The organism is Psychrobacter sp. I-STPA10 (assembly GCF_021012795.1).
Classification (GTDB): Bacteria; Pseudomonadota; Gammaproteobacteria; order Pseudomonadales; family Moraxellaceae; genus Psychrobacter.
The window spans coordinates 202,500-223,324 of record NZ_VFYU01000001.1 but is presented as its reverse complement, the minus strand read 5'-3'; the positions used below and the strand labels follow the sequence as shown (position 1 = coordinate 223,324).

Annotated in this window: 19 protein-coding genes; 10 read left to right on the top strand and 9 right to left on the bottom strand. The window is 38.8% G+C overall.

All coding sequences use genetic code 11. From position 1 onward, the window contains the following. Nucleotides 1-6 precede the first annotated feature (6 nt). From FHK89_RS00965 to FHK89_RS00950, 4 genes are all read right to left on the bottom strand, one after another. A complete protein-coding gene (locus FHK89_RS00965; RefSeq protein ID WP_230655811.1) occupies nt 7-1,359 on the bottom strand; it encodes a siderophore-interacting protein in 1,353 nt (450 codons plus the stop codon). Nucleotides 1,360-1,547: 188 nt separating this feature from the next. Beyond that, entirely contained in the window at nt 1,548-2,837 is a 1,290-nt protein-coding gene (locus tag FHK89_RS00960) for an MFS transporter (protein ID WP_230655809.1), read from the bottom strand. 63 nt (nt 2,838-2,900) lie between these two features. Then, a complete protein-coding gene (locus FHK89_RS00955) occupies nt 2,901-5,267 on the bottom strand; it encodes a TonB-dependent receptor (protein WP_230655808.1) in 2,367 nt (788 codons plus the stop codon). Nucleotides 5,268-5,389: 122 nt separating this feature from the next. Continuing rightward, nucleotides 5,390-6,499, bottom strand: coding sequence for a helix-turn-helix transcriptional regulator (locus FHK89_RS00950; protein ID WP_230655807.1), 1,110 nt, complete (start codon nt 6,497-6,499; stop codon nt 5,390-5,392). A gap of 387 nt (nt 6,500-6,886) precedes the next feature. On the opposite strand from FHK89_RS00950, the gene FHK89_RS00945 reads away from it, so the two are divergent. The 4 genes from FHK89_RS00945 (at nt 6,887) to FHK89_RS00930 (ending at nt 10,173) form a co-directional block, all read left to right on the top strand. Next, the gene (locus FHK89_RS00945; RefSeq protein WP_230655806.1) at nt 6,887-8,335 is read left to right on the top strand and encodes a hypothetical protein; all 1,449 of its coding nucleotides are present in this window, start codon (nt 6,887-6,889) and stop codon (nt 8,333-8,335) included. A gap of 118 nt (nt 8,336-8,453) precedes the next feature. Continuing rightward, nucleotides 8,454-8,924, top strand: coding sequence for an ATP-binding protein (locus tag FHK89_RS00940; RefSeq protein WP_230655804.1), 471 nt, complete (start codon nt 8,454-8,456; stop codon nt 8,922-8,924). A gap of 92 nt (nt 8,925-9,016) precedes the next feature. After that, a complete protein-coding gene (locus tag FHK89_RS00935; protein ID WP_230655802.1) occupies nt 9,017-9,784 on the top strand; it encodes a tRNA(His) guanylyltransferase Thg1 family protein in 768 nt (255 codons plus the stop codon). Between the two features lie 8 nt (nt 9,785-9,792). Then, nucleotides 9,793-10,173 carry a hypothetical protein gene (locus FHK89_RS00930; RefSeq protein ID WP_230655800.1) on the top strand — a complete coding sequence of 127 codons (381 nt, stop codon included), beginning with the start codon at nt 9,793-9,795 and terminating at the stop codon, nt 10,171-10,173. Between the two features lie 134 nt (nt 10,174-10,307). Here FHK89_RS00930 and ettA read toward each other — a convergent pair whose 3' ends face one another. Beyond that, on the bottom strand, nt 10,308-11,969 hold the full coding sequence (gene ettA, locus FHK89_RS00925) for an energy-dependent translational throttle protein EttA (RefSeq protein ID WP_230655798.1): 1,662 nt from the start codon (nt 11,967-11,969) through the stop codon (nt 10,308-10,310). Nucleotides 11,970-12,418: 449 nt separating this feature from the next. On the opposite strand from ettA, the gene FHK89_RS00920 reads away from it, so the two are divergent. From FHK89_RS00920 to FHK89_RS00900, 5 genes are all read left to right on the top strand, one after another. Continuing rightward, nucleotides 12,419-12,703 carry a GNAT family N-acetyltransferase gene (locus FHK89_RS00920; protein WP_230655797.1) on the top strand — a complete coding sequence of 95 codons (285 nt, stop codon included), beginning with the start codon at nt 12,419-12,421 and terminating at the stop codon, nt 12,701-12,703. Nucleotides 12,704-13,215: 512 nt separating this feature from the next. After that, nucleotides 13,216-14,055 carry a substrate-binding periplasmic protein gene (locus tag FHK89_RS00915; protein WP_230655795.1) on the top strand — a complete coding sequence of 280 codons (840 nt, stop codon included), beginning with the start codon at nt 13,216-13,218 and terminating at the stop codon, nt 14,053-14,055. Nucleotides 14,056-14,229: 174 nt separating this feature from the next. Beyond that, entirely contained in the window at nt 14,230-14,523 is a 294-nt protein-coding gene (locus tag FHK89_RS00910) for a 4a-hydroxytetrahydrobiopterin dehydratase (RefSeq protein WP_230655793.1), read from the top strand. An 80-nt stretch (nt 14,524-14,603) separates the two neighbouring features. Next, on the top strand, nt 14,604-15,347 hold the full coding sequence (locus tag FHK89_RS00905) for a metal-dependent hydrolase (RefSeq protein ID WP_230655792.1): 744 nt from the start codon (nt 14,604-14,606) through the stop codon (nt 15,345-15,347). 21 nt (nt 15,348-15,368) lie between these two features. Next, nucleotides 15,369-15,956, top strand: coding sequence for a YchJ family protein (locus FHK89_RS00900; protein ID WP_230655790.1), 588 nt, complete (start codon nt 15,369-15,371; stop codon nt 15,954-15,956). A gap of 1 nt (nt 15,957) precedes the next feature. Here the strand turns inward: FHK89_RS00900 and FHK89_RS00895 are convergent, their stop codons facing one another. Genes FHK89_RS00895 through FHK89_RS00880 form a run of 4 tightly spaced genes read right to left on the bottom strand, consistent with a single transcriptional unit; the run spans nt 15,958 to nt 19,678 of the window. Next, complete coding sequence (locus FHK89_RS00895) at nt 15,958-17,250, bottom strand: PDDEXK-like family protein (protein WP_230655788.1); 1,293 nt, start codon at nt 17,248-17,250, stop codon at nt 15,958-15,960. Nucleotides 17,251-17,256: 6 nt separating this feature from the next. Then, complete coding sequence (locus FHK89_RS00890; RefSeq protein ID WP_230655787.1) at nt 17,257-18,153, bottom strand: class II glutamine amidotransferase; 897 nt, start codon at nt 18,151-18,153, stop codon at nt 17,257-17,259. Beyond that, entirely contained in the window at nt 18,154-18,423 is a 270-nt protein-coding gene (locus FHK89_RS00885; protein ID WP_227430287.1) for a hypothetical protein, read from the bottom strand. A gap of 22 nt (nt 18,424-18,445) precedes the next feature. Beyond that, nucleotides 18,446-19,678 carry a homoserine kinase gene (locus FHK89_RS00880; protein WP_230655785.1) on the bottom strand — a complete coding sequence of 411 codons (1,233 nt, stop codon included), beginning with the start codon at nt 19,676-19,678 and terminating at the stop codon, nt 18,446-18,448. Between the two features lie 263 nt (nt 19,679-19,941). Here FHK89_RS00880 and FHK89_RS00875 point away from each other — a divergent pair, with 263 nt between their 5' ends. After that, on the top strand, nt 19,942-20,820 hold the full coding sequence (locus FHK89_RS00875) for a hypothetical protein (protein ID WP_230655783.1): 879 nt from the start codon (nt 19,942-19,944) through the stop codon (nt 20,818-20,820). Nucleotides 20,821-20,825: the final 5 nt, after the last annotated feature.

Genomic DNA, 20,825 nt, shown 5'->3' with positions numbered 1-20,825 from the left:
CCAAGCTTACTTATCCAAGCGCCAATAGCCCTTAATTCGATTATTTTTGCCAGTCAGCTTGCGCTCATTACGTAGATAATGACGCACCTGTTTTGCGCCATTATTTTCTAACGCTCCCCAGCTAACCTCAATATTATCAAGAGTTTTTAGTACCTCTATCACTTGTTTGCCTTGCTCAGTGTTAGGACAGATAATGCGATGAATACTTATACTTTTTAAATTTTCTGGCAGATTTTGTCCAATACCGTTTACAGAACTATTTTCTGCAAAGTGATTCTCTACAAAATAGCTTTGTTCCTCTTTATCACTGCTAATCACAATCAAATGTGGTGGTATTGGGTTTTGCCATGTCTCCAAAATCCCAGCGACCGCAGGATAAGCGGTTTCATCGGCGATTAATACCGCTTGCCCTTTGGCTAAATGCTCATGCCTATCAGACGTTTGGTTACGACTGCTGATGATATCACCCAACTGTAAGCCATCAATCCAGCGACTGCCTGCACTACCCCCATGTACAAACACATCAACATAACCCATATCCAAAAACTGACTGTCAGCACTACTTTTAAATGCCGAACGCAGGGTATAAACTCGGGTGTCTTTATTTAATGTGGCAAATAGCCGTTGCCGATTTTCACTCGATAGCCGTTTCATCAGCTGTAACAGCCCCATATTAAACTTTTGTGTTAGCCAATCTGGAGGCGTAGGTAGATTAGATAAATTAGGCAAGTTATCTTTAAGCTTTGACAGTCCCTTTAATTTTGCCAATGCTAATAATTTATTATCTGAACTTTGTGAATTTTGGTGCAAATTATTATTTTTTCTACCCAATGTTTTGAGTACAAAACCATAAGCATAACCTGCATAATTGATTGGTAATGGTGTGTCACTTTTGATGGTTAGGCGTATCATATTTTTGCTTAATTGCTGTTTACCAATAACGGTGAAAAACTGCTTTTTATTGCCTTCACCAAATTCTTCACCTTGCTTTATCATTGACACATAGGCTAGATATAAAATCTGCTCTTCCAAATCTCCTTCTAATTCAAACTCAATAAATACGTCCTGTTCATTTTCTGTTTGTTCTGCTTGGTTCACTTGGTTATCGTCTGCATTATCTGTCTGTACTTGCTTTGATAATTTTAATAATATGCCCTCTTGGTAAATATCCACAATTTGAGCATGTTTAAATTGCCCACTAGAAAAATAGTCTGGGTAATAGTTTTTGGCAATGACCAATAGCTCTTTGGGGTGGTCTTGGTGAATGTGTTCGATAATATCAAGCTTTTCATCTTGATTAGCGATGGGGGTGCGTTTGCTATTTTGCCTATTTTGATAAGTGGAGTTTTGAGAGTTCATAAAAAATCCTCTTTAATATAAAGGCTATTTAATATAGAAAATACAAGCAATAAAATGAGAATCATTATCAATCATAACGTATTTTATTTGCTTATCGCAATGCCTTTAAACAAGCAAACTATAGGACAGCCTTACACAACTGATAAGCAACTAAAAACCAACTGACTAACAAAAATAGCAAATAAAATTTAGCTATAGTGTTTTGTTTTTACCATTGTTTTACAGTAAAACTTTAGGCTAACCGCCAAAGCCAATGTTAATACAATACTCATCATTAATACGCCGAGATAGCCTATATTCTTTGCTAATACCAACCCTAGCCCAGCATAAATAAAGCCCATCACACTGATACAGCTTATTTGTAAGGTAAAAAAGGTCGCTTTAGCATCGGTTTGGCTGGCTTTGTCCATCATCAAGGTAGATAAGGTAGCCAATAACGCAGGATTAATGGCAAAATACGCTATCACTGCTCCATAAACAAATACCATACGAGTATCACCTAACGCCAATGGTAATAGCATGATTAAGGCAACTGCTTGAGCTCCAGTTAAAGCGATTAATGCTGTTTGACGACCATAACGACTGATAATCATGCTTGCCGATATAGCTGAGATTATGCCTACCAATGAGCCAACCACTTTGGTCACAAAGCCAATATCTGCTAATGCCCAGCCTGCATCTACCAGTAGCGGATTTAATAGGGCAAAAGCGGTAGAAAAGCCAATTGGATACACCAATAAAAGCCCAAACCAGCCTCGCCATTGACGGATAAATAAGCGGATTTGGCTAAATAAAGTGCTAAAATTGCTTGATTTGCTGGCTGATTTAATAGGTTGGATTAGTTTGGCTGTGGGCGTTAGGGTAGGCTCTTTAAAAAAGTATAACTGTATCCATGAAATACTGGTCGCTATTGCCAATAAGGTGAATGACCCTTGCCATTGCAACCAATGATAAAGCATTAATATCACCCCGCCACCGATGACATTCCCCAGTAAATTACTGGCATACTGAATACTGTTGGCAAACTGCCGTTTTTTTGGGCTAACCAGTTTGCATGCCAGCCCATCAATCGCCACATCTTGTACACTGGTGGCAAAGGCATACAACAATAATAATCCCAGTGCTAAATGAAACTGCCCAACCATATCCAATTTGCCAATAATAACTAGCAACCCTGTCATCACTGCTTGAGCGACCAGTAACCAACTGCGATACTGACCTTGAATGATAGCTAGTCGATAACGGTCAATAAATGGGGCATAAAAAATTTTGCACGCCAGTGGTAAAGCAATGATATTTATCCATGCCAATTTATCCAATGCCATGCCTTGCTGACGTAAAATTGCTACTGCTGAGGCAAAAATAAATGCCACACCGATATATTGCGTAGTATAAATACTAATAAATAACCGCCATGGTATCGGGCTATCGTTAGAATTTTCATTGGTATTGGTATTGCTATTGGTATTACGCATCATTAAACTTCACTTATCCGCACTAAAACCATGCCAAACCACAGCTAAATCAACGCTAAACCAAAACTAAAAGTCATAACGATATGCCAAACCATATTGCCGAGATAATCCCATCACACCAATTTTTGGATTGGATAACACACCTGCATCAGCATACGACACATCGGTTAAGTTACTGCCCCAAATACGAATATCCCCAAATTTACCTTGCACCCCCACTGCCATATCCAGCAAGTTATGAGCGTCTAACAACAGCTTATTATCAGCTTGAGCATAGCGTTCACCGACATGGCGTAGACTACCATCAATATACCAATTAACATTACTTAAGCCGCCAAAACCACCCAAACCAGTTAAGTTATCCAAATGATTTTGATAACGTACCCCCACACGCCCACTAAAATAAGGTACTTGTGGCATACGATTGCCCTCACTGACTTTATCGGCACTCACCCCATCTTCTACATAAGTCACCTTAGCATCGGTATAGCTCAAATCACTGTTTAATTGCCAGTTTTTATTGGCTTGCCAACGCCCTGTTAGCTCTACCCCACGAGATTGGCTATCGACATTAAAGGCATCATAAATAAATGTGCCTTCATTTTTGGGAACGGCAATGTGGTCATCTTTGATAGAGTTGTTAAACACTGCCACGCCCAGTTGTAAGCGTCCATTTTCACTGGCATATTTACTACCAATTTCAGTGGCATTGATGGTCGCAGGTTTAAAGGGGACGTCCTTTGCCCCGAGTGCAATATTGGTACTATAATCAGCAAATCCGCCTGCCTTATGCCCTCGAGATTGCAACGCATATACCCGCCATTGTGGATTAATGGCATAACGTACGCCCAAACGCCCAGTGGCAAAGGTTTCGTTCAAACTTTGTTGGTCATCTACTGTGCCGTTATTTGTTGCAGTTTGGCTTGCTTGTGGGTGGTTATGGTTGGGTTGCCAATGAGCCTCATAATCCAACTTCTCATTACTGATACGTAACCCTGCAATGGTAGAGAGAGCTTGAGTTACGGGGTAAGTAACCTCACCAAACACCGCCTTACTTTGAGCATGATATTGATGGGTTAGCAAGGCATTAAATGGGTGATTGGTAAAATAAGTCTGTCCTGTTGGTAGTGTCAATCCTTCGTTGCGTGCATCATTGATAAACTCTCGCTGTTTATCTGCATAATAAATCCCTGCCAGCCACTGTATGCGGCTATCCTCTGGTGAGGATAATCGCAGCTCTTGCGATACTTGCCTGACATCATCATGACGGTGAACTTGATTATTTTGATTTTGTGAATAATACTTCATTAACACGGGTACAAATGTATCAGGTAACCCCAGTAACCCTGCAAATACAGGCACAAAATCTAAGGGGCGTGACGGTCTATCTAAATCCCCTTGATGCTGATGATAAGCGGTGGTAGAGGTGAGTCTTGCTTTATCAAAATCATGGTTTAGCGTCAGTATTGCTCCTTTATTTTTACGCTCTCCTTGATATAGCAAATCACCTGCGGTCAGTTTGGGTGGCTGATTATTTTCTAAAAATACCAGTGTGGGTAAATAGTTTTCTCGTTTGTCTTGATACAACTCAAACACTGCATCTGTATTGTCTTGTTGCCAGCGTACTTTTGCCTGTAGCCCTTGACGTTTTTTGCTGTTTAATGGCTCGTTATTACCTCGCTTAATTACCTCATCATCAACCGTCTCGCTCATGCCCGCCACTCGCACCGCCACCGTGTCACTAATGGGTATATTAACCACACCTTCTACGTTTTTAAGATTGTGCGAGCCAATGGCAACCCCTGCATTTGCCTCAAAATAATATTCAGGGTCATGAGTTTTGACCGTCACCACGCCTGCCTCAGCACTTTGCCCATACAGCGTGCCTTGAGGACCTTTTGCTACTTCTACCCGCTCTACATCAATCAGATTGCGACTTAGCCCCAACAAGCCATTACTGACCCCATCAATGCGTACATCAACAGAAGTATCGTCCAAACTGGTACGGCTTAGTGAGCCTGTGCCACGCAACCATAAAAATGTCGTATCAGGGTCACCACCGCTATTTATTCCCACACTGGGCAAGCTATGCAGGGCATTTTCTACGTGGGTCATCTGCTTTTGCTCAATGTCGCTATTATTGATAGTTGTCACCGCAAAGGGCGTATCTAAAATATTCTCATTAATACCCCGAGCCGTGACCACAATCGTCTCTAAAGTCACGCTGGGTAGCTCATCGGTTAAACTAAGATTGTTTAAATCACGGTCAGTTGCAGGATTAATTAGAGATTTTTCCTGTGCCAATGCTTGAGTAGAAATGGCAAGCGACATAACTGTTAATAATGACATAGACAATGTATTTAAACGAAAATAACGAAAGTAACGAAAATGAGCTAAGTTAAAGATGACAGGGTGCGAGGTATGAGCAGACATAACAAACTATCCTAAATTATGATAAATAAATTTAGGTAATGATAATCATTAATTTTTATAGACTAAATAGCCTGCTTGCGACTATCAGGAATGATTGCATAAAATAAGGAAAGTATTTGATTTTATTGTTTTTTATTACTATTCATTTTAAAAGCATGCTCTTTGGGGTGATAACCATAGTATTTTTGAAATACTCGTACAAAATATGAGGTGCTGTTATAGCCTAGTCGATGAGCAATTTCGGCTAAATTGGCTTTGTCTTGTTTTAACGGAGCATCTGTCAGCCATGTTAAAGCGTGTTGCATACGAATTTGAGTACGATATTCCCCAATAGTTTGCCCTGTTAATGCCTTAAATGAGCGTTTTAAGTCACACTCATTGCTTGCTACCTGCCAAGCTAGCTCTCTAATAGTCAAATTACGATAATAACAACGATTGATAAACTGCTGTGCTTGCATCGCTGCACGCTCAGATGCCGTTTGGTTAAGCAGATATAAAGACGGCTGTTTTGATGTCGTCAATTGAGATAACCAAGTAAACAACTGGTTGACAAAAGATAATACCTGACCTTGTAGCCCTAGCCAATCAAGCGGTTGCTGTGGGAAAGGGGTATCCAATACTTGCCATGCTAACGCCAGTATGGACTTATCCAACTTATCTAGCAATGGAAAAGACAACACTTGCGGTGATGGCTGACTAAAAAACTGCTCAATGTCTTGTTTGCTGACATTGGTTTTGGGTTTGATTTTGATTAAATCTGTTTGAGATACAGGTGTCTGTTGTGGCTCTTGTAGCAAGTAAGCTTGCAGATGCTGTGGTAATAAACGCTGTAACAATGTCTCATCAAAATCTATAGCAAAAGTTGCTATGCTAACGCCTTTGGGCATGCTGGCTTGTATACTACCCATATTGCCTTTACGTAATAATACCAGCGGTGCAGTCAGACTTAGACTGTCAGTAAATACACTAGAGCTCAACTGATAATGCCCTTGCAATATTATGTTCATGCCATAGACAAAATAGGACTCTGGATTACTTAGCTGTACGGGCTTATCAAAGCGACAATTTAGCCGAGACAGATGAATATCATTAAACGAATGTCCCTCAAAAAAACCTTCTCCGACTGATTTTTTAATGGTAAATCTTTGACTATGCTCACTATAGTGTATGGCTGGATTAAGCATGTCTAGTTGCGATAAAAAATCTTGCTGAACGTCTAATAAGCGTTGCATAAATAATCCTAACATTAACTGAGAAACTCATATCCTCTGACTGTTATACCACAAAACTGCAAACGCTAATTGCACCCTACCCCCAAAACCTGCTAATATTTAGCGCATAAAGTTAGAACCTGTATTCATAATCAAAAATCAGGGGATTTTTAGACTAAAATGGCGTAATACAAGGCAAATTTTGGGGCGAATAGTTATTCTATTTAATCCAAAATTTAACGTAGTAGTACGTCTATATTAGGCAAAAAGCGACCATTGTGGGTTGTGAATACAGGTTCTTAATCTTAACTTTATAAATTAGACCTTGCTAAATAGACTTTATGCTATTTTTTAAGGCATTATTTTTAACCTGACCCCTCCCTGTCGTCATGTTTACGACAGCCAACTATGAATGAGAAAAATTTTGATGATAACCAATTTACTGGCGACTCAAATTCTTTAACCTCCAAAATCACACCTTCCCTACAACCTTCTAAAACGCCAATTTTTGACTTTGACAGTCAAACCTCCTGTCAAAATAGCAACCAAAACAATAGCCAGAACAATAACCAAACTGACTCTCAACACAGCCACTGGCTAGAGCCTGCAATTAACGAATATCAATCCTTATCTGATAGTGAAAAACTCACCTTTCAGCAAGCCTATCAAGATTTTAAATACCCTTTTATTGCCGATTATCGACTCGCTAAGCAGTACCCTGAGCGTCATAAACGAGTACAACAAAACCCCACCAATCTCACCAACCCTTATTGGCAATGGGTCGTTCGACATGAATTACCAGCATGGGAAATCCGTCATTTAATCCATGATGACACCTTAAATGACCGAGAAACGCCATTTGATGATAGAGTGCCATTGTGGTGCTTTGAGCGTATGGGGCAAACTCGTACCACATTGCCAGATGGGCGAATTATCTTTATTGGTGGCGAGTTTGATGACAGCTATGACCCTGATTTTTGTATTTATAATGATGTGGTGGTCAAATATCCTGATGGTAATATCGAAATTTATGGCTATCCAAAATCCGTATTTCCACCCACTGACTTTCACAGTGCCACACTGGTTGGTGATGAGATTATTATTATCGGTTCGCTCGGTTACCCTGAAGACAGACGTTTTCAAACGACACCTGTTTATGCGTTAAATATCCATAGCTACGCCATCAGAGTGGTTGAAACGCATAACAATATCCACCCCATAGCATGGATAAATAAACACACCGCTACCTTAAAAGACAAACAAATCATTATTAGCTGTGGACGGCGACTTGGCGAGGATACGCCATTATTAGAAAATATTGATACATGGGCATTGAATTTATCCACCTTAAAATGGAAAAACCTAAGCCAACGCCAGCCACAACGTGCTTCTCAAACACCAGTCAATAGACAGTGGCAACAGTTTTATGTGATACGAAAAGACCAGCAAGATTTGCATATTGATGAGATAAAAACTTTGCTGTATCTAGAAGATAAATTAGCCAAAGCAAATAATGCCACCACAAATGAATATCAACAAATAAAAGCTAAACAGCAACAGCTGACCCAAAAGCTCACTGAAGAATTGGGCGGAAAGCCTGATTTGCATAGCTATCACAATTTATGTATTCCACCAATTCACCATGACATCATCAGCCATGATTATGAGGATTTAAATGCCGATGCGGTGATAGAAATTGATGGTGTCCGTATCCGTTATCAGTGTGAGTACGATAATATCCAAGTGGTGATAGAGGGAAAACTAGCAGAGGATATAGTCGAATTACTACAAGAGAACCTGCGTCATAAACTGACAAAAATCGAGAAAATGGCGTGTGAGGTGGTGGAAGTAGTGTAAAATTTTACCCTCCCCCTAGCCCCCTCCCAGAAGGAGGGGGAACAATTCCCTCCACTTTTGGCGGAAGGATAGAGAGGGGTATCACTTTTACTCTTTTTTATTCAAGAGATATTAAACCATGCAACTAATTATTTTTATTGGTATTCAAGGGGCGGGTAAATCGACCTTTTTTAAACAGCAGTTTAGCGATACACACATGCGTATTAATGGCGATATGCTAAAAACTCGTCGTCGTGAGCAGATTTTATTTCATGCTTGTTTGATGAGTAAAACCAAAACCGTCATTGATAAAACCAATGCCACCCCACAGCATCGCCAACCTTATATTAGCCAAGCGATTGCCCACCACTTTGAAATCATTGCTTATTATTTTGATTGCCCTTTTGATGAAGCATTGTCTCGCAATAATGCCCGCACAGGCAAAGCAAAAATCCCTGAAATTGGAGTAAAAGCCACATTTAAAAAACTAACCCCACCCAGTTTTGAAGAAGGCTTTGATAAAATTTATCAGGTACAATTGATTGATAATGAGTTTATTATTAATGCCGTTAATCCGCAATCGGCTAAAGATTCTGCTGATAATGAATAAATTTAAAAAAACTGCCTTAAAACAAGCAACAAAATAAATAACAATGTAAAACAACGCAAAACAATGATGCAAAACAACAATGAGAAATAACCATGCGCTTTGAAGAATTGGATAAAAAATTACGAGTTTACGAAACCGCTTATGATTTGTGTATTCCACCAGAGGTGTATTTGGTGGTTCGCCTTGATGGGCGTGGTTTTACCAAAAAAACCAAAGAGACTTGGCAACTGCAAGCCCCATTTGATATTCGCTTTCATGAGGTGATGGTAAAAACTTGCTGTCATTTGATGAATTGTGGCTTTAATGTCATTTATGCTTATACTCAAAGTGATGAAATTTCGTTGCTATTTCACCCTGATGAGGATACCTTTAAACGCAAACAACGTAAAATCAATTCGGTATTGGCAGGGGAAGCCAGTGGCTTTTTTAGTTTGACCTTAGGCGATTTGGCATGTTTTGACGCCCGAATATGCCAACTACCCAATAAAGAGCTGGTAAAAGATTATTTTTGTTGGCGACAAGAGGACGCTCATCGCAATAGTTTAAACGCCCATTGCTATTGGATATTACGTCATCAAGGTGTCAATGCAACTGAGGCAACCAAGCAGATGGCAGGCAAACCTTTAGCCGATAAACACGAGTTGTTATTTGCCAATCAGATAAATTTTAATGATTTGCCTAATTGGCAAAAACGAGGTACAGGATTGTATTGGGCAGAAGTAGAAAAACAGGGTTTTAATCCAATGACTGAGCAATCTACCACCACCACTCGCCGAGAAATTGTTGCTGATGAGCAGTTATTATTGGGTGAGGATTATGGGCAGTTTATTGTGAGATTGTTGGCGAATAATGAAACTTAGGACTTTTTATGTGTGATAATCCGTCAATGGACGTAAAGCAATTAAACTTATCAGAGCACCCTTTAACAAATAAAGTCATTGAAAATAGTGATAAGTCTTTTACGCTTTGGCTAGAGTTTGAACATAGTGAGCCGTGGGATAATATTGATAATACCTTTGCTAATATTGAGGTCAATATGCTTGATGGTCGTCGCTATGTACTCAATATTTGGACATTCCAGTTTTTGCAAAGCGTACAGCAATATGAAAACGCAGAATATATCATTCCACCTGATTTATTTGTGCAAACTTTGACCAGAGAATGTATTGAAAATACTATGATAGATTTATTAAAGATGGGCAATTTAGAGGAAGTATTAAATTCAAGTGTGTTGGGTCAAGATGATTAGATAACGTTAAAATGTATTCACTTAAAACTCACCCATAAAAAAGCAAGCCACTCATCTAAGTGACTTGCTTTTTATTTTCTATCAAACAATATAAAAATCAGCTTAAGTTACTACTTATATATCAGATATATGAACTACTTACTAATCTTTTTATATTTCATACGTTTAGGGCCTGCATCCGCACCCAACTGCTTTTTACGGTAAGCTTCAAACTCAGAATAGTTACCATCAAACCAGACAGGACCTTCTTCCTCAAACGCCAAGATATGAGTGGCAATACGGTCTAAGAACCAACGGTCATGCGACACCACCATTACCGTACCAGGGAACACTTCGACAGCATCCTCTAGGGCACGCAAGGTCTCAACATCAAGGTCGTTTGATGGCTCATCGAGTAGTAATACGTTTGCGCCTTGTTTCAGCGTTTTTGCCAGTTGTAGACGGTTACGCTCACCACCAGAGAGACTACCAACTCGTTTTTGTTGGTCTTGACCCTTAAAGTTAAAACGTCCGATATACGCTCGGCTTGGCGTTTCATAGTCGCCCACTTTAATCATATCCAAACCGTCTGACACTTCTTCCCAAACGGTTTTGTTATCGTCCAAGTTATCACGCACCTGCCCAACATAAGCGACCTTCACGCTCTCACCCACTTCCACACTACCCGTATCAGGCGTATCTTTGCCGGTAATCATGTTAAATAAGGTCGTTTTACCCGCCCCATTAGGACCGATAATACCGACAATGGCGGCAGGTGGTACAGTAAATGATAGGTTTTCATAAAGCAGACGGTCATCGAATGATTTAGATATATTATTGACTTCGATAACTTTGTTACCCAAACGAGGACCAGGTGGAATATAAATTTCCGCCGTTTCATTACGCTGTTGGAACTCTTTGGAGTTAAGCTCTTCAAAACGTTGTACCCGAGATTTTGACTTGGCTTGCTGACCTTTTTGGTTTTTGCGAATCCACTCAAGCTCTTGTTTTAGGGCTTTAGCAAACGATTCTTCTTGCTTTTGCTCTTGCTCTAGACGTTTGTTTTTCTGCTCAAGCCATTCGGTATAGTTTCCTTCATAAGGATAGCCATGACCACGGTCAAGCTCCAAAATCCATTCAGCAACATTATCTAAGAAGTAGCGGTCATGGGTAATCGCCACAATAGTGCCACTGTAATTTTTTAAGAATTGCTCTAGCCAAGCCACTGACTCTGCGTCCAAATGGTTGGTTGGCTCATCGAGTAATAACATATCAGGACGAGATAAAAGCAGACGACATAAGGCGACACGACGCTTTTCACCCCCTGATAATTTACTGACATCAGCATCCCAAGGTGGCAGACGCAGGGCATCAGCCGCTTTTTCTAGCTGCGTATTAAGATTATGTGCATCCCATGCTTGAATGATATTTTCCATCTTGCCTTGTTCTTCTGCCAATTTATCAAAATCAGCATCAGGCTCAGCATATTCAGCATAAATTTGGTCAAGACGAGCTAAGGCATCTAACGCTTCACGCATACCATCTTCGACATTACCACGCACATCTTTGTTATCATCAAGCTGTGGCTCTTGTGGCAGATAACCCACTTTGGTACCAGGCTGTGCCCGAGCTTCACCGCTATAATCAGTATCTACACCTGCCATAATACGTAGTAAAGTCGATTTACCTGCACCATTAATCCCCAATACGCCAATTTTGGCACCAGGAAAAAAGGAGAGATTGATATTTTTGAGGATTTCACGCTTGGGGGGAACAAGTTTTGACACATTGTTCATGGTATAAATATACTGAGCCATTGGCACTCCGTGTTATAAATCAAATTGCAAATTTAAATGACAAGTTTAATTGTTGCCTGTTATCTTTTACTGGTTAATTCTAACTTATTTGCCGCACACTTAACTGCTTGTTAAGACACAACTACTTAGATTTGTGTGGCTATTATCGCATATTTGCTGCCATCACCCTATAAAATTTACTTTATTTGCCTGCCACTATCAGTTAAAGTAAGCAAAAATGAAAGTTAAACTTATTACTTTGTATTTTAGCTCATTATTTTAATATACATATAGTCCACAGTAGGTTAGTTGTTAAACAATAATAAAAGTTAAAATACAAACCAGTTTACAAGTGAACACACGTCTATAATGACAATATAGTGTTTTTTAGTATGCAATATACTCACCGAGTATCTCGTATATCAGTCATATTCACTTGTCAAACTAACCCATATACAAAGGTATGACCAATGCAAAAATCACTGAAAATTACTCATAACGATGCAGCCAGCCGCTTTGAGGCCACAATTGATGGGCTAACAGCCTATATCAGCTATCAAGAACAAGGTGATGATACCTTAATTTATGACCATACCATTGTTCCAAAAGAACTTGAGGGTCGTGGTATAGGCTCAGCATTGGTTAAAAATGCGTTGGACTATGCGCATGCCACGCATAAATCGGTCATACCTCAATGTTCCTTTGTAGCAGCTTATATTAAAAGACATCCTAAGTATCAAGATTTATTAGTTTAATTGTATTAGTTTAATTGTTACGTTACTTACTGTTTGCTTTTTGACACAATACATTTGGTTTAATGACCAATTATATTAGGCTCTGTTGAACTTTCACCCCGTCAGGTTAATACTTACAAGGGATACAGCTATTTTTTACTTGCATGTAAAAATTGGCTAAATTTGCATGATGAAGCGTTAATATCCTGCTGTTATTAACAAAATCTTCCTGCGTTCATTGCCTTGATTAAGATACTGTTTATTAAAAGACACTGTTTATTAAAATAGGTATCTCAATTTTTCCTATGAAGATGAATGTTTAACAGACCCTACTTAATATAGTATTTATTTTTTCTTTCTATCATATTGATGAGTATCAATCTTTAATAATTTTTGCTACTCAACAAATTTTTATTATCAATATATTAACATTGTGGTTTATTCATTGATTCCCTTATAATACCTTACTAACTCTAAGGATTGCATACGTCTGTTATCTTTGATATCTATCATTCTACAGTAAGGATTATTCTATGCTATCTATACCCCATCCGCGATTTCTATTAACAGCGTTTATATCCTCACTCATGATGCTCACTGCTTGTTCCAAATCAGGCGATGGCAATCAATCAGCGACCAAAAATTCAGAGCAAACTACCAGTAATGAAACGCTAGAAACGACTGATGATAACAAACCCAGTTATGTGGTAGGTACAGTCAAGACATTCAAACCCTTTATTATGCGTGACGATCAGTTACAGCTAACAGGGTTTGATATAGATATGATTAATGCGATTGCCAAAGACCAAAATTTTAATATCACCTTTGCCGTTGTTCCCAGAGAAGAGCTGTTATATGATATTGAAAATAATAAATATGACATGGCAATTGCAGGTATCTCTGTCACCCCAGAACGACAAGAAAAACTACAATTTAGTGATCCTTATTTTGTGTCTCACAAAGCAGTCATTGCCAAAGCAGATGCACCAGTCATCACGAGTCTTAGCGAATTAATACCTTATCATGTCTCGGTTATTGCCAATGGTACTTCTGCCAAAATCCTAGAAGGCATCATGACCGACAACTCAAATATTGAGTATGTAGAAACCCCTTTTTCATCCATTCAACAAGTTATCCTAGGTGAGTCAACTTATGCACTAGGCGACTCTCCTGTACTTGCTTACTATGCTAAAGAGCTAAATGATCAGAATCTCAAGGTCTACACTGATACAAACTCTACTCCTGAAAACTATGGCATTATATTTGCACCAAATCGTGATGATGACTTAGTCCAAAAAGTGAATCTAGGATTAGAACATATTAAAGCGGATGGTACTTATCAAGCCATTGAAAAAAAGTGGTTTGGACAATAGCCAACTAAATGGTAAAAATATAGCAAACAGCAGTAAATATCATAGTTAACTTAACAAGGTTTGACTATAATTATATATAGAGCTCGCTTTGGTTATGGTAGCAATATTTACTAAACACTGTGCTACGATTTTAATTCCAATTAACCTACTTTAATCAATAAACAGGATAAGAATATGAGTCATTTAACAGATGATCAAGTTGCTTTGCAACTACAAGAGCTTAACGGTTGGGAGCAAGAAGGCAATAGTATAGTCAAAACCTTTGTCTTTCATGACTTTATTGAAGCCATCAGCTTTATGACTGAGGTGGCATTTCATGCCGAAAAATTAGAGCATCATCCTGAATGGAGCAACTTGTATAACAAAGTACATGTGCGCCTAAGTACGCTTGATGTTAATGGCATTACCAGCCATGATATTCGTCTTGCCAAATACATGGAGCAAGTCATTGCCCCTAAACGTTTCTAGACTACTTTATAATTATTTATTATGTGATTATCGCCTAATATTCCAACTTCCAAATACTCGCAGACATACACATAAGTACTATGGCAAATTTTAAAACACATCTCAATGGTGCTTTTGCTGTCAGCGGTATTTTGGGGTTGGTCAGCTATAAAGCAGGATTGATCAATGGGCACCAATTTTTAGTTTGTGTTGCTATCGGCACCATAGGTGGACTATTGCCAGATATCGACTCAGACCACTCCACTCCCATTAGGCTTGGCTTTGATGCCGCCTCCCTTATTGTCGCGTTTGCACTTGTCATTCACTGGCGTACTCATCTATCCTTACTATCACTGCTTGTCCTATGGTTAGCAGCCTATGGCGTGATGCGCTATGGAATGTTTACCCTATTTACCAAGATGACAGTTCATCGTGGGATTATTCACTCCATTCCCTATATGGCAGCCTTAGCACTGGGCTTAGTTTGTGTTAATGCTTATCTATTTGACACACCAGTGATGCTCAGTTGGCTTTATGGATTATTTTTATTTATTGGCGCAATGGTACATTTAGGTTTAGATGAAGCTTATAGTGTGGATTTATTAAATCGGCGTTTAAAACGCTCCTCAGGCACAGCAATGAAGCTTTATCAACACAAGCAGCGTTTTTATTATATAGCACTATATATGATTATTGCTGCTGCTATATTTATTGCACCACCATTTATCCCTTTTTGGGAAAAATTAACAGATCCCGCTACGTGGGAGTTATTAAAAGGTGGCGTATTCCCAAGTAAATTCACCGCTGATATGTTAAATTCATCAGCATCTATTTTAGATAAATAGGACTGTTTTAACATTCATATCATGGTAACTTTAAATCATTCTTGCCCCTGTCAAATCTTAACAAACACAGTCCCACTCACTCAAAATAATAGTCAGCCAAGCTATGCAAATTGTTGCCAGCCTTTACACCAATCATTACAAACGGGACAACAGTTTGCCCAAACTGCTGAACAGTTAATGCGTTCTCGTTATAGTGCCTTTGTCTTGCAAAATATTGATTATATCGTAGCGACCACATTACCAAGCCAACAGCCATTATTGGATATATTGGCAATCAAAACTTGGGCACAAGAAACAAATTGGTCAGGGTTAGAAATCATTAGTCATAATCCCCAAATTGGCAAACGCCATGCACAGGTTGAGTTTAAGGCGTATTTTACAACGGCTGAAGGATTACAATGTCATCATGAGCTATCTGCCTTTGTAAAAATAAAGGTAAAAAGTAGTGATGAGTCTGCTAAGAATGCTAAAGAAAAAACCCTAGAAAAATGGTTTTTTATTGACCCAACTGTAGATATGGTAATTAGTGGAAAAGCAATCAGCCAAAAACAACCTTGTATTTGTGGCTCAGGGGAGAAGTTTAAAAGATGTTGTGGGCGGTTTTTGTAAGCTACATAGCTTCATCAATTAAAATTAAGGATTTTACTTGCTCAATAAAATTTATAATTTCATCAGTTGTTTGTTGTACCCATGCTATTCTAGCAGTTTCATTAACTACTTTATAAACAATAGCAGACCTCCTAAAATTTACAGGTTCACTTGGTAAGATATTGCCTCCTAAGTAGTTTCCAGAATCCATAAAACGAAATGCAAAATTTAGTTCTTTAATCTTATTAGCTAAGTGCTGTAACTCATTTGTATATGGGATACGATTGTTGTTCTTTGGCACTGTTATTCCATAATATATATTATGATTAATTTGTATAAAACAATATATATTGTACCCTTTATATTCTCCAATAAAATATCTTATACCATAAAATCTATTCTCATCACCTTTTTTATAATATTTATCTACTTTATTATTTTTACAACATTCTTTTAAATTTTTATCACAAAATATAAAATCATAACCTTTTTCCTTAAATACATTTATCATCTCTGACCAAATATGTTTTTGTAAATCTATTTGAAACTCTTCCAATGACTGGCTTAACTGATGAGCCAATCTAAAATTATCATCTTGGTACAATAATTTAACATGCTCTTTTTTCATTTTGGCACTCCTTGTATCACCAGTTAACTCTTGAACCAACCTTTTATATTGTATTAATATCTGTTCAATATGAGGATATTTATTACCTTCTTGAATACAGAGGTCTAACCAATGAATAATGTCCTGATGATAAGTAATGTGTCCAAACTGATTGTGCTTTAAATTCCCTTGACCATAATTAGAAACTTTTTCACCATTTTTGTTTAGATATATGATATAAATATTTTCATCAGAATATCCAAGATAACGACAAGCTTCAAAATATCTTTGTAATTGCTTTTTTTGGTCACTTGCATGGATTTTATTTTCTATTACAATAATTTTTTTAGGGTTCACCCCGACAGGTGTTTCTAAAACAATATCTATCCTACCAAAGCCTTTAATATATCGCTCTGTCTGACACTTATAAAGAACACCAGAGTCTAATATTTTCCTGTCCCATTCCTGTGCTTTAATAGTAGGATTTAAAATTTTATCAATAAACATCTGCTGAAATATAGGCATTTGGCTATTTTTTGGATTTAGTAACTCAGCCAAAAAACAAGAGTGTAAGCCCACCTCATCATCAATTTTTCTAAGAATAGTAAAAATATTAAAATTATATTTATTATCTATCTCTTTTCTTTTAGCCTGCTCATCAATTTTTTTTAGTTCATTGAATAAATGTGAAAATTTATCATCAGTCATAATCAATCACACACTCGCCCCAACTTCTCTGGCAATAGCAATACCTTCCTCAACGGTTAGATATTTACGCAAACTTGGCGTATCTCGATGCAATACTTGCCCATCTCGAAAAATCACACATTCATTAACCGCAAGCTGTTGCCAATCCTCATTTTCTGTCAGTGGAATAGTGACTAAAATAGTGGTTTTATCATTATCACCCGTAATGTCTTTAAAATTAATTGCCATGTCCTCATCAGCCAAACGTGCCTCACCAAAGGGAGCTTGGCGGGTCAGATAAAACAGCAAACTGCCTGCATAAGCCAATTGCCAATCGCCATTGGATAGCAAACAATTAAACAAACCATTAGCAGACAAATAACGACATTGAGCAGTCAAAAAAGCAAATAAAGTTGCCTCATCAGGGCGTTTTTTAAAGGTGGATTTAAGCCGATTAATCAAATAACAAAACGCCATTTCCGAATCGGTATTGCCGACAGGTTGGCAATATTCAGCATTGCCATTGTTTTGCAAACGCTCACAACGACGCACAAAGTTGCTATTCATCTGACCATTATGGGCAAATACCCATTCCTCACCCCAGACTTCACGCACAAAAGGGTGGGTATTTGCCAGACAGTTTTTGCCTTGGGTGGCTTTACGAATATGAGCGATGACATTGGTAGCTTTGATGGGATAATTGTTAATCAAATCAGCAACAGGCGACTGACTGCTGGGCTGATTATCATGAAACAGTCGCAACCCTGTTTTGGTTTGCATACTGCTACAGTCGGCAGGCTCAAAAAAAGCAATGCCAAAGCCATCCTCATGATGGTCTGTTAGTCCACCACGCTTGCGAAATCCTGCAAAACTAAAGCCAATATCGGTTGGGGTATTGGCGTTCATTCCTAAAAGCTGGCACATTTATTCATCACCATTATTACTATTATTTCCAAAGTCACTTTCAAAATCATCATCAACCCCATCAGCAATGCTATCCAAAATACGCTTAGCTTGGGCAAATTCCTCTTGCTGTACCCAAAGCACTGCTCCAGAGTTCATACCAGGGATAGCACTTAATGCCTGCATAGACACATGAATGCCATTATTTTTTAATAAATTGGCATGTAATTCACCTTGAATATTGGTGTCATATTGTGCCAGTTTTTGCCAGTTATCTACTTTATCGCTCATATTTTTTCCTTAAAAAATAAATTTAATTACCGCCAAATCCTTCTGACCAATCTAGCTCATTCATCGCATATTTAACAATAATAAAATCATTAGGATAATCTTTAAATCCTGTTTGAGTTTTTAATTGCTCTATTGCCATTTTTGCTTGCTGTTCACTATCAAAAATACCAATTGTTTTTAATCTTTGCATATTTTCTTTATCAGTATCTCTATCAGGCAGATGCTCTAATAAATAAACATATTGAATTTTTGCCTGCGACTTTTCCACTTGTTCCCAATGATAAGACGCTAGACGCTTCATCAAATCAGGATTTTTGACCATGATATTATCGCCAGTGCGACCTTGTTGACGATTGTAATAAATCACGTTTAGGCGTAATAACCAAAAAATCACTGACGCTTGAGCCAGCATAATTGGCAAGGCTTTGCTCTCTGCGGGGGTCAGTGGGCGTTGGCGTTGATAACCCCGCAAAAAGGCGTGTTTTTTTGCCTCATCAAATTCAACCTTTTCACCATGCTCAGCATTGCCCCATGTGGTACAAAAATCATTGATGGTAATGGCAATATCCATCACATAATGCTCAACGCTAACCTCAGTAAAATCAAGCAATCCCGTCAGTTTTGGTGTGTCTGGTGTACTATGAAAATCCCATAAAGTATTATCGGCAAACATATCCAAATGGCACAAACCTTTGGGCAAACTCGCCAACGGCAACGCCTCATAAGCCGACCAAATATCGTGCATAAGCCTTGCCTCATCAGCAGGCATATATTGGGTTTCGCGGTCACGCACCAAATGCCACGGATACAGCTCTACGCCATAATTTTCGGCAGGGGTTAGCGTGCTGAGCGTCTGGTGTAACACCGCCAATGCCTCGCCCATCTGCTCACACATATCAATGGTAGCAACTTTTGGGTGTGTGCCTGATAGTTTTGGTACAAGGGTGATGGCTTTGTTATCAAAATAAGCGACAAACTCTTTGGGATTATTGACTTTAGCAAGTGGTGAGGCAACAGGTAGTTGTCCTTTTAATTGGTTTAAAATTACCGCCATTTTTTCGATTTCGTGCGGTTTACGCTCTTCAAATAAGGTAAAAACGTAAGAATAGTCACCCTCTTTATCCTCAGTGGTTTGGATAAACCAGTTAGAATTTTTAATACCTTGGGTGATGGGAATGGCTTTGGCAAACGCTACACCAAATTGTTGACAAAAATTGCTGAATTGTTCGGTGGTTAGTTGGGTATAGACGGACATGGGATTCTCTTGAGTTTATTTGCAAAAGTTATGCTTACATTATACCGAAAAGTGAGACTTTGACACCTGTTGTGTGACTTCTTAAACTGATTTCATTCATATTATTGAAGTTTACTTATCAATTAGCCTCGCTATTAATCTGTCAAACTGCCTTAAACCTGCCAAAAATTACTGCAATAACTATTTATGCTTTGATTATCCCTACTATTTTTCTACTATTTAAATTAAACTTACTTTAATATTCACTTAAATTTGGAACGATTATGCCACCAAACATAAAACAACAAACTGCCATGTATGACTACATGAAACTGCGTGCTCAAAAGCGCTTAGACATCAGTCAAACAGCGTGTTTTGTCGGTTGTACGCTGGTGCGTATGGCAGATGGCACACTATGGAAGCGTATTGATGATATGGAAGTGGGCGATATGGTGCTTGCCATGCCAGAGGATGGTATTGGTGAAGCCGTGCCAAAACGAGTTACCAAGACCTTTAAGTTTGAAGACAAAGCCGTTTGGTATATTGGTGTTGCTCGGCATGACAAAGGCATGGGCTATACCGCAGAGGGCTTTGCAGTCACTGCAGAACACCCATTTTGTGTCTATGGCTATGCCCCAAAAGTCACTGAAGTAGGCAAGCATAACCCAATAGAGTTCTATGACACTCCGCAATGGAAGCGGGTGGACGAGTTGCTACAGGGCGATGTGCTGTATAGCGGTGCGAAAGACAGATACTACCTAGTCAACAGCGTCAAACCCTTTGCCAAATCATTCTTGCCAAAGTATGCGTGGCTACAAGGTGGCGAGTCCATGTATGACTGGCAGTTTGAGGAGGTTGGGACTGATTGGGACTTACTGAGTGAGGAAAAGGGAATATTAGGGGCAAACATCTTACAGCTTGGCGATGACATGGATGAAAACGATGCTAACATCATTGTAGATGATACAGTGCCACCATACCCCAAATACCACTTAGATGGCTACACGGGCAATAGGGTGCATGGCACACAGTACGCCCCCTACACCACCACTGTCTATAATATCGAGGTGGAGGACTACCACACCTATTGCATTGGTGGCTCTGGCATCTTGGTACACGATACTGATTGTGGCAAAACCGTAAAAGACATGTTGCTGGAATGAGCAAA